Raw genomic sequence first — 14,560 nt, forward strand, 5'->3', positions numbered from 1 at the left:
CCCGCCTACCATGGACGCACGAGACGGGAGGAGCGGCCGTGACCGAACGCAAACCCCCAGGTGTCAGCTTCGAATCGTGGGTCGACAAGCAGATCCGGGACGCTTCGGAGCGCGGGGACTTCAAGGATCTGCCCGGCTTCGGAAAGCCGCTCCCCGACGACACGGCCCCGTACGACGAACTGTGGTGGGTCAAGGGCAAGATGCACCGCGAGGGCGTCTCCGTCCTGCCGCCGACGCTGGCCTTGCGCAAGGAGGCGGAGGACGCGCGGGAGGCGGCGGGGCGGGCGGCGACGGAGTCCCAGGTGCGGCGGATCCTCGCGGAGGTCAACGAGAAGATCGAGGCGGCGATCCGGAGGCCGCCGGCGGGGCCGCCGCTGGGGCTTGGGCCGTTCGACATCGACGCGGCGGTCCGCGAGTGGCGGGCGGGGCGGTTGGGTTAGGGGGTGCCCTGCGGGGCTTCTCCCCCACCCCGCCCCTTCCCGTAACCAGGGCTCCGCCCCGGACCCCGCTCCTCAATCGCCGGAGGGGCTGAATTATTCAGCCCGTCCGGCGTTTGAGGACACGCGCGAAGCGCGTACGGGGGTCTGGGGGCTTGCCCCCAGTTCGGGAAGGGGCGGGTAGGGGACAAGGCCCGCCGCAGGCGAACCCGCACCCCGTCCACCCGCACCGCACCCGCCCCCCTTACCGCCGCGCCTGCGGCAACGCCGGGAGTTTCTCGTCGTACAGCCACATCCGGAACAGCCCGTCCAGCGGATGCTCCGAGTACCTCTGCGCGAGCGCGATGAACTCCTCCGTCGTCACCACCCCGTGCCGCCGCGTCGTCGTCCACTCCCGCAGCACCGCTACGAACGCCGCATGCCCGATCACCGTCCGCAGTGCGTGCATCGTGAGCCCGCCCCGCTCGTAGAGCCGGTCGTCGAACAATCGCCGCAGCCCGGGATCGCCGATCTTGATGTCCTGCCGCAACAGGGCCAGCTTGGCCCGGGACTTGGCCGCGAGCGCCGCGGCCGAGGGGCCGCCGGACACTTCGGACCACAGCCATTCCGCGTATTTCGCGAAGCCCTCGTTGAGCCAGATGTGCCGCCAGTCCCGGACGGTCAGGCTGTTGCCGAACCACTGGTGGGCCAGTTCGTGCGCGATGAGGCGCTCGCTGCCGCGCCGCCCGTCGACATGGTTGGACCCGAAGATCGACAGGCCCTGCGCCTCGCAGGGCACGTCCAGTTCCTCGTCGACCACGACGACGGCGTAGTCGTCGAAGGGGTACGGACCGAAGAGGTCCGTGAAGGCCGTCATCATCTGCGGCTGCCGGGCGAAGTCGTGCTCGAAGCGGCCGAGCAGTTCACGCGGCACGGCGGCCGGCTGCGGCACGCGTCCGGCGTGGGCGATGTCGACCAGTTCGTACGGGCCTATCTGGACGGTCGCCAGATACGTCGCCATCGGCGCGGACTGCTCGTACACCCAGGTCGTCGTGGAGGCGCTGATCGTACGGGAGGTGAGGGTGCCGTTGGCGACCACGGTGTACGGCGAAGGGGCGGTCACCGCGATCCGGTAGACCGCCTTGTCGCTGGGCCGGTCGTTGCACGGGAACCAGGAGCGCGCGCCGCTGGGCTGGGAGGCCACGAGCGCGCCCTCCTCCAGGTGTTCCCAGCCGATGTCCCCCCAGTCCCGGGTGCGGACGGGATGGGGGACGCCGGTGTAGCGCACCTCGACCGTGAACGGGGACCCGGTGCGCAGCGGCTTGGCGGGCCGGATGCGCAGTTTGTCGGCGCGGTGGGTGTACCGCGCCGGGCGGCCGCCGTTGACGAGGACGCGGTTGATGCGGAACTGGCCGAGGTCAAGGGCAACTTCGGCCAGGTCACGCTCGGCGACGGCGCTGATCCTGGCCCGGCCGGACAGCCGGCCGGTGTGCGGTCGGTAGTCCACCTCCAGGTCGTACTCCGTGGTGCGGTAGCCGCTGTCACCGTGCTGCGGCAGGTAGGAATCCCTCACCGTGGTGCGTCCTCGCGTTTCTTGCTGTCGTGCGTGTGCGTCTGGCTGAGTCTGGGCTACCGCTTCCAGGCCGTGATCGGATTGCCCAGCCAGCGGGTGCCCGCGGGCACCCGCTCCCCACGCATCACCAGCGACGCCGGACCGACCGCGGCGCGGTCGCCGATCACCGCGCCGGGCAGCGCGATGCCGTGCGGGCCCAGCGTCGCGCCGGCTTCGAGGACGACATTGTCCATACGCATGATCCGGTCATGGAAGAGGTGCGTCTGAACAACACAGCCACGATTCACGCTGGCACCGCCGCCGACGCTGACCAGGTCGGCCTCCGGCAGCCAGTACGTCTCGCACCAGGCGCCGCGGCCGATGCGGGCGCCGAGCGAGCGCAGCCACAGATTCATCAGCGGTGTGCCGCCGGTCGCGCCGATGAGCCACGGCACCGCGAGCACCTCGACAAAGGTGTCCGCGAGCTCGTTGCGCCACACGAACGACGACCACAGCGGGTGCTCGACCGCCTTGAAACGGCCCACCAGCAGCCACTTCGCCGCGATGGCGACCAGGCAGGCCACCAGGCCGCCGGCGAGCAGCAGCCCGCCCGTGGACAGCACCGCGAGGCCGACGCCGACGCGGGAGGCCAGCAGCGCGAAGGCCGCGAGCACGAGGACGGCGAGCGCAGCGCCGCACATGACCGGCACGATCCGGCAGACCTCGACGGCCGCGCGTGCCCACATCAGCCGCTTCGGCGGCTCGAAGGTACGGCTCTGGTCGCCCGCTTCGGCCGCCCGGGGCAGCTTCATCGGCGGCATGCCGAGCCAGGAACTGCCCGCCTTGGCGCGCTTCGGGGTCGACGACAGCACGCCGACCAGGCCCCGCTTGGGCACGGAGCGGCCGGCGGCCGTCATCCCGGAGTTGCCGAGGAAGGCCTTCTTGCCGATCCGCGCCTCGGCGATCCGCAGCCAGCCGCCGCCCAGTTCGTACGAGGCGACCATCGTGTCGTCGGCGAGGAACGCCCCGTCGCCGACCGTCGTCATCGCGGGCAGCGCCAGCACGGTCGACGCCTCGACCCGGCGGCCCACCTTCATGCCAAGCGCCCGCAGCCACACGGGCGTGAACAGGCTCGCGTACAGCGGGAAGAGATGCACCCGGGCCATGTCCATCAGCCGTTCCGTCGCCCACGCCTGCCAGGCGACCCGGCCGTGGACGGGGTAATAGCCCTCGCGCAGGCCGATGCTGAGCAGCCGCACACCGGCCAGGACGATCAGTGCGTACGTGACCATGGCGACGACGGTCGCGAGCGGCACGGCGGTCAGGGCGGCGGTCAGCGCCTCGCCGAGGTCCGCGCTGCCGCGTACGAACAGGCCGATGACGAGCAGGCCCGGAAGCGCCGCGATCGCGGGCAGCAGCCCGAGCAGCAGCGAGGTCAGCGAGTAGAGGCCGATCCAGCGGCGCCTGCGGGGCGGGCGGCCGTCGGGGAGATGGCGGTTGGCCTTGCCCTTGCGGGTGGCGGGCACGCCCGACCAGCGCTCGCCCGCGGGGACCGTGCCGGTCACGCCCGACCCGGGCGCGATCTCGGCGCGCTTGCCGATGCGCGTGCCGGGGAAGAGCGTGCTGCGGGCGCCGACCGTGGCTCCCGCGCCGATCCGGATGGAGCCGATGTGCAGCCGGTCGCCGTCGAGCCAGTGCCCGGACAGATCGACCTCGGGCTCGACGGCGCAGCCCTTGCCGAGCCGCAGCATGCCGGTCACCGGCGGCAGGGCGTGCAGATCGACGTCCTCGCCGATCCGTACGCCGAGAGCGCGTGCGTAGTAGGTGAGCCAGGCGCCCGCGAGGCTGGTCGCGCCGCTCATCTCGGCGAGGCGTTCGGCGGTCCACAGGCGCAGATGGACACGGCCGCCGCGGGGATACGTACCCGGGCGCAGGCCGCGCAGCAGCAGTCGCGCACCGCCCGCGGCGATCACGATCCGGCCGACCGGGCTGACGAAGAGCAGCCAGCCGAGCGCGACCCACCACCAGGACACGGTCGGCGCCCACGGCCCGCCGATCACATTGCCGACGGCGGCGGCGACCACGCCCCAGCGCAGCCCGGCCACGCCGAACAGCGGCAGCATGAGCAGGGTCTGCGCGATTCCGGTGCGGAGCGGCACCGGCTGGACGTCACGTGCGTCGGCCGCGCCCGCAGAGGATGCCTCCAGCGTCCGGGCGAGCGCGCCGAGGGTCGGGTTCTGGTAGATGTCGCCGACGGATCCGGCGGCGAACCGCTCACGAATCCGCGACACGAGCTGGGCGGCGGCGAGAGAGCCGCCACCGCTCGCGAAGAAGTCGGCGTCGGGCCCGCTCACCGGCGCCCCGAGCAGCTCGGTCCACTGCCCGGCGAGCCACGCCTCGGTCTCGGTGAACTCGGCCGCTTCCGCGTCCGCACTCTCCACGGCGGGCAGCGGCCAGGGCAACGCGGCCCGGTCGACCTTGCCCGAGGTCCGGGTCGGAAGGGTGTCCACGACGGCGAGCAGCGGCACGAGCGCGGCGGGCAGCTCGTTGCGGAGCCGCGCCACTGCGTCGGCGGGGTCGAAGGCCACGGTGTCGAAGGGCAGCGCGCCCAGAACCACGTCGTCGGCGTCAGGGGCGGCGTCCTCCGCCGGCGTGCTCGGGACCACGTACCCCACCAGCAGCTGATGCCCCGCGCCCGTCGTACGGACCGCCGCCGCCGCGCCCGCGACGCCCGGGAGCGACTGCAGCGCGGAGTCGATCTCGCCGAGTTCGATACGGCGGCCGCCGAGCTTGATCTGCTCGTCCGCGCGGCCCATGAAGAGCAGGCCATCGGCCTCCGCCCTGACCAGGTCGCCGCTGCGGTAGGCGCGGTCCCAGCCGAGGGCGGGCAGGGGCGCGTACTTCTCGGCGTCCTTCTCGGCGTCCAGGTAGCGGGCGAGGCCCACGCCGCCGATGACCAGTTCGCCGGTCTCGCCCATGGGCACGACCTCGCCGCGGGCGCCCACGACGGCGAGCTCCCAGCCGTCGAGCGGCAGCCCGATCCGTACCGGCCCTTCGCCGGTCAGCGGTGCCGCGCAGGCGACGACGGTGGCCTCGGTCGGGCCGTAGGTGTTCCAGACCTCACGGCCCGCGACGGCCATCCGCTCGGCCAGCTCGGGCGGGCAGGCCTCGCCGCCGAAGATCAGCAGCCGTACGTCGTCGAGCGCCTCTGCGGGCCAGAGCGCCGCGAGCGTGGGCACGGTCGACACGACCGTGATGCCCTGCTCGACCAGCCAGGGGCCGAGGTCCAGTCCGGTGCGTACGAGGGAGCGGGGGGCGGGCACCAGGCAGGCGCCGTGCCGCCACGCGAGCCACATCTCCTCGCAGGAGGCGTCGAAGGCGACGGAGAGCCCCGCGAGCACGCGGTCGCCGGGGGCGAGCGGCTCCTGGGCCAGGAAGAGTCGGGCCTCGGCGTCGACGAACGCGGCGGCGCTGCGGTGGGTGACGGCGACGCCCTTGGGCTTGCCGGTGGAGCCGGAGGTGAAGATGATCCACGCGTCGTCATCGGGCCCCGGCCGGCGGCCGGTGTCGCCGCCGCTGGATCCGAGCGGCGTGATCTCGCGGCCCGCGCCGATGACGGCGCTCACGGCGGCCTCGGTGAAGACGAGCTCGGCTCGCTCGTCGGGGTCCTCGGCGTCGACCGGGACATAGGCCGCGCCCGCCGCGAGGACGGCGAGGATCGAGACGTAGAGGTCGGCGGTGCCGGACGGCACACGTACGCCGACACGGTCGCCGATGCCGATTCCTGCGTCGCAGAGGCGGGCTCGCAGCGCCTCGACCTCGTCGAGGAGCGCGCTGTAGCTGAGGGGCGCTTCGCCGTCGTCGACGGCGAGTGCATCCGGGTGACGGCGTGCGCTCTCGTCGAGAATGTCGAGGAGGGTGCGCTCACGGGCGGCGGCGCCGGCGGTGAACAGCGCGGTCTCGGGCGCGGCGTCAAGCAGCGGATCGAGAAGAGTCGGCGACTCCGGGGCCATAGTCATGCAGTGCACCGATCGCCGGCCGACAGGTCGCTCGGATCAGGTCCGATCCGGTGGATGTCACACAGGTTCGTACGCATCTCTCACTCTCCGTAGGTCGTGTCGAGTGCGCTGCGAATCCCCATTCCGCGCACGGCAAACGAGGAGTTTATCCCCCGTTCACCCGACTCGCCTGTTGTATGAGCGAGAGGCGGCCGGGTCCCGCCGACCGGCCGGAGAGTCGCCAGAACGGCATAGCACCTGCTCACGCGTGGCGCGGCCACCGCTCTACCGACGGGTATCCGGAGCGTCCCCGGCCGCCCGACTGTGGCGAAGGGCACTTGTCAGTCACCGTTTGTTCACCGTCCGAGACGGCCCTGACGGCCCCCGCCGGGGCCGGGGCACCACTCTCAACCGGACCCTTACTCATGAGTAACCTGCCAACGATCGCACCGCGCCGGCCTGATCCCGACACGGCTCAGCGGGAATGCGACCAGCTCTCCCCGCGCATCAGATTCCCCAGCCCCATCCAGGCGAAGTTCATCAGCGTCCCGGCCGCTTCCTTGGCGGAGACGTCTTCCGCTTCGTTCGCCCACCCGGCGAGCGATTCGGCCGCCCCCACCAGTGCCTGAGCGAGCCCGGCCACATCGCGGTCCGCGAGCTCCTGATCCCGGTGCGCCTCACGGGCCGCGGCCCCGATCAGCCCGGTCACCACCGCCACGATCGTGTCCCGCATCACCGCCACGTCGGCGGCGAACGGCTCCCCGTGCGTACGCGCCTGACGGTGCAGCACCGCCCAGCCGTAGGGATTCTCGGCGGTGTGCGTGAAGAAGGCCGCGAGTCCCGCCCAGAGTTGCCGGTCCGCCGCGAGCCCCGGCTCGACAGCCGTCTGTACAGCGGCGATCAGCGCATCCGCCTCACGTCTGATGCACGCAGTGAAGAGCTCTTCCTTGGAGTTCAGGTACAGATAGACGAGCGGCTTGGAGACCCCGGCGAGCTCCGCGATCTCGTCCATGGAGGCCGCGCGGTAGCCGCGCCGCCCGAAGGTCTGCACGGCCGCGTCCATCATCTGCCGCTCGCGGACGGCACGCGGCATGCGTTTGGCCTTCGCGCCTTTCACCGCACCCATGTCAAACATCCTCCCGCCCCACACCCCAACTCCGCGGTAAGCCTACGGCCACCGCGGAGTTCGAGCGCCTGGCCCCCGCACAGCCGGCGTACACCGCGCTCGCCGCACAACTCGCCGCACAAGGAGACGCGTGCTGCACCCGGAGAACGGGCACAGCACGCGTCGTCACGATCTCGGCCGGGTCAGGACTGCCACCGGGCCAAGGCCACTACCCGAGATCAGGAATGCTTCCTGCCCTTTTCGCTCGGAACGACGCCCATCAGGCTCGCGTTGCTCGAACCACTGGCAGCCGGGGCGAGTTCCGGCGTCACCTGCGGGTCCCACACCTCGGTGCACGCAAGGCTCGGGGGCGTAAACGGAGCCACAGGGAGCCCGAAGACCAGGGTGCACTCGGTCTCGTACACATCCCCGCCCTCGGTGAGCACCTGGACCGAGGCGGTGTTCACCGCTCCGTTGCTGGCCACCGAGATGGCGCAGGCATCCGCCGGGTAGCCGCCGAGCGGGGTGTTGCTGATGTTCTCCCAGTCGTAGACACCCCCGGGAACCGTCCGGATGCCGGCGAATGCAACCCCGTCGACGAGCGCGGCGCTCACCTGGTGGGTGCCGATCGGATCGACCACGAGGGGGTTGTAGGTGTCGATGTCGCTGCAGGGACCCGTGTCACCGGTCGGACCCGTGGGACCGTCCAGACCGTCAAGACCGGCCGGACCCGTCGGACCGGTCGCACCGTCCAGGCCGTCAAGTCCGGCCGGACCCGTCGGACCGGTCGGACCGGTGGGGCCGGTGGGGCCGCGCCGGCCGGTGGGCCCGGTGGGCCCGCAGTCGCGGTCGGCCACAACCGACTTCTCCGTCACGTCACAGCCCACGCCCGACGGGCCGGACACGGACGTGGGCGCCTTGGCACTCTGCGCCATGGCGATCCCGGGGGTCGCGATACCCGAAACCACGAGGGCGAGCGACGCCATCGTGCCGCCGACCAGCCAGGCGCGCCGCTTCGGAAGCGGACCCAGAGAGGACTTGGTCCTGTTCTCAGGACTCATACAGGTGCTCCTTCTTGAACCAGTTCGAGTGAGACGCTGGAAGCCAGTTCGAGCCTCCTTCGACATCATCGGTTCGCGGACGCAACGTCCTTGAGAGCATCGCGGAGCTATCAACGCAATGGCGTACGAGTAGCACACCAATGGCTGTGTACGCGGCAGGGAACGGCTCAGTCGTCGGCGTGCCGTGACCGCGCCGCCGGGTCCGGTGCCTAAGGTCGCCGCCGGAGAGACCCGCCGGAAGTGGTGATGCCGTGAAGCCGACCGTGTGCCTGTGCATGATCGTCAAGAACGAGGCGAAAGTCATCGAACGATGCCTCGCGTCCGTGCGAGACCTGGTGGACACCTGGGTGATCTCCGACACCGGCTCGACCGACGGAACCCAGGAGTTGATCCGCACAACGCTGCAGGGCATCCCGGGCGAGCTCCACGAGGAGCCCTGGGTCAACTTCGGCCACAACCGGAGCCTGAACATCCGGCACGCCCGCGGCAAGGCCGACTATCTGCTCCTCCTCGACGCGGACCATGTGATCCGCCAGGACGGCCCGCTGCCTCGCCTCACCGCCGAGGCGTACATGCTGCGCCACGAGAGCGCGACCGAGTACCGCATCAAGCGCCTCGTCCGCGGCGACCTGCCCTGGCGCTACGAGGGCGTCACCCACGAGTACCTCACCGCCGACCGGCGCGACGCCCAGGAGAACCTCGACGCCCTCGTCATCGAGGACTACGCCGACGGCGGCTCGCGGCACGACAAGTTCGAGCGCGACGCGCGTCTGCTGAGCGCCGAGATGGAGCGCGACCCCGCCAATGGCCGCACGGTCTTCTATCTGGCGCAGACCATGCGCGACATGGGCAAGGCCGACGAGGCGATCACCCTGTACGAGCGCCGCGCGGAGATGGGGGGCTGGGGCGAGGAGGTGTACTACTCGCTGTTGCAGGCCGGGATCCTCCGGGCGGATTCCGGCGACTGGCCCTCGGCCATGGACACCCTCTCCCGCGCCTGGGAGTCGCGCCCGCAGCGGCTCGAAGCGTGTTACGAACTGTCCTCACGGCTGCGCCAGCAGGGCCGCCATCACACCGCGCACGCGATCGCCCGTGCCGGGCTCGGCAAGAAGCAGCCGGACGACATCCTCTTCATCCATCCGTGGGTGTACCGCTGGGGACTGCTCTTCGAGTACTCGATCACGGCCTATTGGGTGGGCGACATGGCCGCATCGCTCCAGGCCTGCAACCGTCTGCTGGCGATGCCCGACCTGCCGGAGCCCTATCGGGAGCAGACCCTCACGAACCGAGGATTCGCGCAGCGTCGCCTCACGCCGGAAACTGCGGTGGGACGGCAACGCCCCGGCCGGGCGCGAGGCTCCCGCCGGCGCGTGTGACAGGACCTAGGGGCCCTACTGAACGGCGCCGTCCTCCTGGGACCGGTTCGCCTCGAGACGGGCCTTGGTCCTGTCGACCTTGCCGGCGATCTGCTCGGACATCGCGTCACGCTGCTTGCGCAGCAGTACGAAGCTCAGCGGCGCGGACAGGACGAGCGCGAGCAGGACGACCCAGACGAAGTTCGAGTCGCCGAACCCCTTGGGCAGGGCGCCGACCTGGACCAGGCCGCCGACGACGACGAAGCAGCCGATGAAGATCGCCAGGCGCAGGGTGGTGTACCTGATCGCGGCGCTCGACTTGGCGGACACGGCGGGCCTTCTCTCTTCGTACGACAGGTAGTGCCCGTCCAGTGAAGCACGTCCGCTATGGGATCAATTCAGCGGGAGCAGCATCATGATGTCGTCGCGGTCGTCGCCCTCGGCGACCCGGATCGCGCCGGGCACCCGCCCGACTTCCTTGTAGCCGCACGCTGCGTAGAAGCGGTCGACGCCGGTCCCGCCGCGGCAGGTGAGCCGTATCGCCTCTATGCCCTCGAAGCCGCGGGCCGCTTCCGCCACGGCCGCCATCAGCTCGCGGCCGTAGCCCGCTCCCTGGTGGCGGGGATGGATCATGACCGTGTACAGCCACACCCAGTGGCGCATCAGCCGGTGGGTGTTGTACGTGAGGAAGGCGGTGGCCGCAACGGCGCCTTCCCCGTCGTACCCCACCAGCAGCCGGGTGCGGCCCTCGGCCATCGAGACCAGTTGCTTCACGAACTCCGGCCGTACGGCCTCTTCGTTCACGGGCGGCACGAATCCGACGGCGCCCCCGGCATTGGACACGTCTGCCCAGAGCGCTACGACCCCGTCCCGCAGCGCGCGGTCGACCGGCGGATCCAGCTCGAACGTAAGGGACATGCGCGAAGATTATCCATTACGCGGAAGGCCGTTCAAGCCGGGCTCACTCCCCGGGACGCCGGGTCCGCCCGGGCTCTTGAGCAGGACGAAGCCATCCTCGTAAGCCACGGTGCGGTACCCCTTGCGCAGCGCGCCGTCCAGTTTGAATTTCTCCTGTCCGGCAGTCAGAGGCCATCGCCGCTCCGCCGGCACCCGGGTGTCCACCATGATCCACTGAGGAAGGGGGCGGCTCGCGGGCCAGCCGTACAGGCTGACGCTCGTGCGCCTGGTGAGCTGGGGCACCAGATGGCTGGACGCCTGGACCGTGGCGCCGTCGGGGATCTGATCCATCAGACGGTGGGCGACAGCGACGCGGGGATCGGTCCGCCAGGTGGCCGGCTGGACCAGCTGCCACAGCGGAAACTGCGGAAGCAGCAGCACGGTGATCGCGGCAGAGCCCACGAGATAGCGGCGCAGACTGCTCGCACTGGAGCGCCGTCGGACCAGAGCGTCGATGAATGCCGCGAAGACGATCGGCATCAGCACAAGCGAATAGTGGAACTCGGTGCCCCAGTGAACCGCGTTGCCCGAGGCGCCGCGCCAGAGCAGAGTCGGCAGCGCGATCCACAGCAGCGGAGACCGCAGAGCCAGGAACAGGGTCGGCGCCAGTACGAGCACAAGTGTCGACATCTTGGCTGCGGGGGTGATGAGACCGACCGTGTACTTGTAGAGCAGATCTCCCGGTCCGCCTCCACTTCCTGCCGGGCTGTCCAGGTAGAACCAATAGGCAAAGGAACCGGTCGGGTTGACGGCCGGCAGAATCACCAGCAGCGCCAGCACGGTCCCGGCCAGACCGGCGGACGCGGTGATGATCCCGAGCCTGCGGTTGCCGCGCAGGGCGATGACGAGACCGATCACGGCCACCGTGAGCCCGAGGTCTTCCTTCACCAGCAGCAGGGGAAGAGCCCAGTACGCCGCGGCGCGCAGCCGGTCGTTCGCGAGAGCCGTCAATGAAAAGGCGAGGAGGGGGACGGCGAAGGCCACTTCATGGAAGTCGAAGCCGACCGCGGTCGCGACACCCCAGGAAAGGCCGTAGCAGACACCGATGACCGCGGCGGCCAGGGAGCCCAGCGTTCGCTTTGCCCAGACGGTGAGGGGCAGAACGCTCACGGCGATCAGCGCCGCCTGCGCCACGAGCAGGGCGTTCGGTGCCGGCCACAGCCAATAGAGCGGCGCCACCAGGGCCAGAATGGGGGAGAAGTGGTCCCCCAGAACGGGAAAGTCCGGACCCTTCAGTTCGGCGACGGGCAGGTGGCCGTGCGCGTAGGACTGAACGACCTGCTCGAAGATTCCCAGGTCGTAGCTGTTGGAGAGCATCCGCTGATGGATACGCAGGGACAGTGCCGCGTAAAGGAAGAACAGCGCTCCCGCCAGGACCCACATCCACCACGCGACGCCGGAGCGCCTTTCATGAACCGTCTCCGCCGACGACTGTTTGTCGGATTCTGATTGCTGCGATGGCAGAGTGGTGCCGCTGGTGGGGAATGCTTGCATGGCCATGCCTTCCAGAAGCTGAGGCTGAGTGGCCATCAAGATGCCAGCAACCTGGAAGACTTGACTCTGAGCAAACTGCCGTGTGGTAAGAATCCCCCGAATGGCCGCGCCCCAGGCCGAATTCGGAAACGTCCCATGCCCGGGGCGCAGCCTCAGGCCGGCGTCAGACCCGCATCGGCTGCGGCGACTCGCGGCGGTCCGCGTCCGGTCCCGGGTACTCCCGGATGACCTCGTACCGCGTGTTCCGCTCCACCGGGCGGAAACCGGCGTCGCGGATCAGGTCGAGCAGGTCGTCACGCGTCAGCTTGTTCGGCGTGCCGTAGTTGTCCGCGTCGTGGGTGATCTTGTACTCGACGACCGAGCCGTCCATGTCGTCCGCGCCGTGCTGCAGGGCCAGCTGAGCGGTCTGCACGCCGTGCATCACCCAGAAGACCTTGACGTGCTGGACGTTGTCGAACAGCAGCCGCGAGACCGCGAAGGTCTTCAGCGCCTCGGCGCCGGTCGCCATGGTGGTGCGCGCCTGAAGGCGGTTGCGCACCTTGCCGTCCTGCATGTCCACGAAGTCGTGCTGGTAGCGCAGGGGGATGAAGACCTGGAAGCCGCCGGTCTCGTCCTGGAGTTCACGCAGGCGCAGGACGTGGTCGACCCGGTGCCTGGGCTCCTCGATGTGGCCGTACAGCATCGTGCACGGGGTCTTGAGACCCTTCTGGTGCGCGAGCCGGTGGATGCGCGACCAGTCCTCCCAGTGGGTGCGGTGGTCGACGATGTGCTGCCGGACCTCCCAGTCGAAGATCTCGGCGCCGCCGCCGGTCAGCGACTCCAGACCGGCCTCGATGAGCTCGTCGAGGATCTCGGAGGCGGACAGCCCGGAGATCGTCTCGAAGTGGTGGATCTCGGTCGCCGTGAAGGCCTTCAGCGAGACGTCCGGGAGGGCCTTCTTCAGCTCGCTGAGCGACCGCGGGTAGTAGCGCCACGGCAGGTTGGGGTGGAGCCCGTTGACGATGTGCAGCTCGGTGAGGTTCTCGCCCTCCATCGCCTTGGCGAGGCGGACGGCCTCCTCGATGCGCATCGTGTACGCGTCCTTCTCGCCCGGCTTGCGCTGGAAGGAGCAGTACGCGCACGACGCGGTGCACACGTTGGTCATGTTGAGGTGCCGGTTGACGTTGAAGTGGACGACGTCACCGTTCTTGCGCGTCCGCACCTCGTGCGCGAGGCCGCCGAGCCACGCCAGGTCGTCCGACTCGTAGAGGGCGATGCCGTCCTCGCGGGTCAGCCGCTCCCCGGAACGGACCTTCTCCTCCAGCTCGCGCTTGAGCCCAACGTCCATGTACGGCCGCCTCCCATACGATTCGTCAACAGGCCCCACCAAAGGTACGCCCCTGCCTACTCGGGCAGATCTCCGACCCGGTTCTCCCACTTTGTGGAGAGCACGATCGTCGTACGCGTACGCGACACGCCCCTCGTGCCGGACAGCCGGCGGATCGTCTTCTCCAGACCGTCCACGTCGCTCGCCCGCACCTTGAGCATGTACGAGTCGTCGCCCGCGATGAACCACAGGTCCTCGATCTCGGCCAGGTCCTTGAGCCGGCGCGCCACGTCCTCGTGGTCGGCCGCGTCCGAGAGCGAGAGACCGATCAGAGCTGTGACGCCGAGACCGAGCGACCTGGCGTCCACCGTGGCGCGATAGCCGGTGATGACGCCCGCCGCCTCGAGGCGGTTGATGCGATCGGTGACGGAGGGCCCCGAGAGCCCGACGAGCCGGCCGAGCTCCGCGTACGAGGCCCTGCCGTTCTCCCTGAGGGCCTGGATGAGCTGCCTGTCCACCGCGTCCATATGCCTGGACCCTTCCATTATTCAGCGATTCCGCAAGTTTACCATGAGAATCTAAGGTGCGCAGCGCAAAATTCCTACGAATTATACAATTCAAGCGTGAGATGCCGACCTGGGTCAGTCCGTACGAGGGCCACCCAGTTCACCCTCCCAGCGGCGGTACAGCCGATGCGGCACCCCCGCCGCGTCCAGCACCCGTCCCGCCACGAAGTCCACCAGATCCTGAATGTGCGTAGCCCCCGCGTAGAACGCCGGAGAGGCCGGGAGCACCACCGCACCCGCCTCGTCCAGTGTCACCAGATGCCTGAGGGTCTGCCCGTTCAGCGGGGTCTCGCGCACCGCGACCACGAGCTTCCGCCGCTCCTTGAGCGTCACGCTCGCCGCCCGCTGCAGCAGATCCTTCGAGAGCCCGAGCGCGACTCCGGCCACGCACGCGGTGGACGCCGGGACGATGAGCATCCCCTTCACGGGATACGAACCCGACGAGGGCCCGGCGGCCAGATCCCCGGCCGCCCAGTGCCGTACGTCGTCGACGTCCACCCGGAAGGTGTCCGGCTTTCCGTCCGCCCCGCGCGCCAGCCACTCCCGCAGATCCTCGCGCCAGTGCGCGTCACGGAAGGCGATCCCCGTCTCGTCGAGCAGCGTCAGCCGTGAGGCCCGGCTGACGACCAGGTCCACGCTCTCGCCTGCGGCGAGCAGCCCGCGCAGCACCGCGGCGGCGTACGGCGTCCCGGACGCGCCGGAGACACCCACCAACCAGGGGGTGCGCTTCGCCTCGTTCATGCCGCTGAG

General features: G+C 70.1%; 12 protein-coding genes. 2 read left to right on the forward strand and 10 right to left on the reverse strand.

Annotated elements, in window-relative coordinates; translation table 11 throughout:
* The first annotated feature begins 38 nt into the window (after positions 1-38).
* Entirely contained in the window at positions 39-440 is a 402-nt protein-coding gene (locus tag OOK40_RS11070) for a DUF1992 domain-containing protein (protein WP_266479399.1), read from the forward strand.
* A gap of 241 nt (positions 441-681) precedes the next feature.
* Here the strand turns inward: OOK40_RS11070 and OOK40_RS11075 are convergent, their stop codons facing one another.
* The 4 genes from OOK40_RS11075 to OOK40_RS11090 all read right to left on the reverse strand — a co-directional run bounded on the left by OOK40_RS11075 (position 682) and on the right by OOK40_RS11090 (position 8,132).
* Positions 682-1,989 (reverse strand): M1 family metallopeptidase, encoded by a 1,308-nt coding sequence (locus OOK40_RS11075; protein ID WP_266479402.1) that lies wholly within the window; start codon positions 1,987-1,989, stop codon positions 682-684.
* 56 nt (positions 1,990-2,045) lie between these two features.
* Entirely contained in the window at positions 2,046-5,981 is a 3,936-nt protein-coding gene (locus OOK40_RS11080; protein ID WP_266481590.1) for a Pls/PosA family non-ribosomal peptide synthetase, read from the reverse strand.
* 460 nt (positions 5,982-6,441) lie between these two features.
* A complete protein-coding gene (locus OOK40_RS11085; protein ID WP_266479404.1) occupies positions 6,442-7,092 on the reverse strand; it encodes a TetR/AcrR family transcriptional regulator in 651 nt (216 codons plus the stop codon).
* A 218-nt stretch (positions 7,093-7,310) separates the two neighbouring features.
* Positions 7,311-8,132 (reverse strand): hypothetical protein, encoded by an 822-nt coding sequence (locus tag OOK40_RS11090; RefSeq protein ID WP_266479406.1) that lies wholly within the window; start codon positions 8,130-8,132, stop codon positions 7,311-7,313.
* Between the two features lie 251 nt (positions 8,133-8,383).
* On the opposite strand from OOK40_RS11090, the gene OOK40_RS11095 reads away from it, so the two are divergent.
* A complete protein-coding gene (locus OOK40_RS11095) occupies positions 8,384-9,508 on the forward strand; it encodes a glycosyltransferase (protein WP_266479407.1) in 1,125 nt (374 codons plus the stop codon).
* A gap of 15 nt (positions 9,509-9,523) precedes the next feature.
* On the opposite strand, the gene OOK40_RS11100 is transcribed toward OOK40_RS11095, so the two are convergent.
* The 6 genes from OOK40_RS11100 to OOK40_RS11125 form a co-directional block, all read right to left on the reverse strand.
* A complete protein-coding gene (locus OOK40_RS11100) occupies positions 9,524-9,817 on the reverse strand; it encodes a DUF4229 domain-containing protein (protein ID WP_266479408.1) in 294 nt (97 codons plus the stop codon).
* A gap of 63 nt (positions 9,818-9,880) precedes the next feature.
* Positions 9,881-10,405: a GNAT family N-acetyltransferase gene (locus tag OOK40_RS11105; RefSeq protein ID WP_266479410.1), complete on the reverse strand. Its 525-nt coding sequence runs from the start codon at positions 10,403-10,405 to the stop codon at positions 9,881-9,883.
* A 9-nt stretch (positions 10,406-10,414) separates the two neighbouring features.
* Positions 10,415-11,944 (reverse strand): DUF2079 domain-containing protein, encoded by a 1,530-nt coding sequence (locus tag OOK40_RS11110; protein ID WP_266479412.1) that lies wholly within the window; start codon positions 11,942-11,944, stop codon positions 10,415-10,417.
* 157 nt (positions 11,945-12,101) lie between these two features.
* Entirely contained in the window at positions 12,102-13,265 is a 1,164-nt protein-coding gene (gene mqnE / locus OOK40_RS11115; protein WP_266479414.1) for an aminofutalosine synthase MqnE, read from the reverse strand.
* A 56-nt stretch (positions 13,266-13,321) separates the two neighbouring features.
* Positions 13,322-13,771: an Lrp/AsnC family transcriptional regulator gene (locus OOK40_RS11120; protein WP_266479416.1), complete on the reverse strand. Its 450-nt coding sequence runs from the start codon at positions 13,769-13,771 to the stop codon at positions 13,322-13,324.
* Between the two features lie 114 nt (positions 13,772-13,885).
* A complete protein-coding gene (locus OOK40_RS11125; RefSeq protein ID WP_266479418.1) occupies positions 13,886-14,551 on the reverse strand; it encodes a UbiX family flavin prenyltransferase in 666 nt (221 codons plus the stop codon).
* Positions 14,552-14,560: the final 9 nt, after the last annotated feature.

It is taken from the genome of Streptomyces sp. NBC_01481, from assembly GCF_026339995.1.
Lineage (GTDB): Bacteria > Actinomycetota > Actinomycetes > Streptomycetales > Streptomycetaceae > Streptomyces.

Excerpts from the sequence above, each read along its gene's own strand:
- OOK40_RS11080 (WP_266481590.1), bottom strand. The coding sequence starts at position 5,981 with ATGGCCCCGGAGTCGCCGACTCTTCTCGATCCGCTGCTTGACGCCGCG.
- OOK40_RS11085 (WP_266479404.1), bottom strand. The coding sequence starts at position 7,092 with ATGGGTGCGGTGAAAGGCGCGAAGGCCAAACGCATGCCGCGTGCCGTC.
- OOK40_RS11090 (WP_266479406.1), bottom strand. The coding sequence starts at position 8,132 with ATGAGTCCTGAGAACAGGACCAAGTCCTCTCTGGGTCCGCTTCCGAAG.
- OOK40_RS11105 (WP_266479410.1), bottom strand. The coding sequence starts at position 10,405 with ATGTCCCTTACGTTCGAGCTGGATCCGCCGGTCGACCGCGCGCTGCGG.
- OOK40_RS11110 (WP_266479412.1), bottom strand. The coding sequence starts at position 11,944 with ATGGCCATGCAAGCATTCCCCACCAGCGGCACCACTCTGCCATCGCAG.
- mqnE (WP_266479414.1), bottom strand. The coding sequence starts at position 13,265 with ATGGACGTTGGGCTCAAGCGCGAGCTGGAGGAGAAGGTCCGTTCCGGG.
- OOK40_RS11120 (WP_266479416.1), bottom strand. The coding sequence starts at position 13,771 with ATGGACGCGGTGGACAGGCAGCTCATCCAGGCCCTCAGGGAGAACGGC.
- OOK40_RS11125 (WP_266479418.1), bottom strand. The coding sequence starts at position 14,551 with ATGAACGAGGCGAAGCGCACCCCCTGGTTGGTGGGTGTCTCCGGCGCG.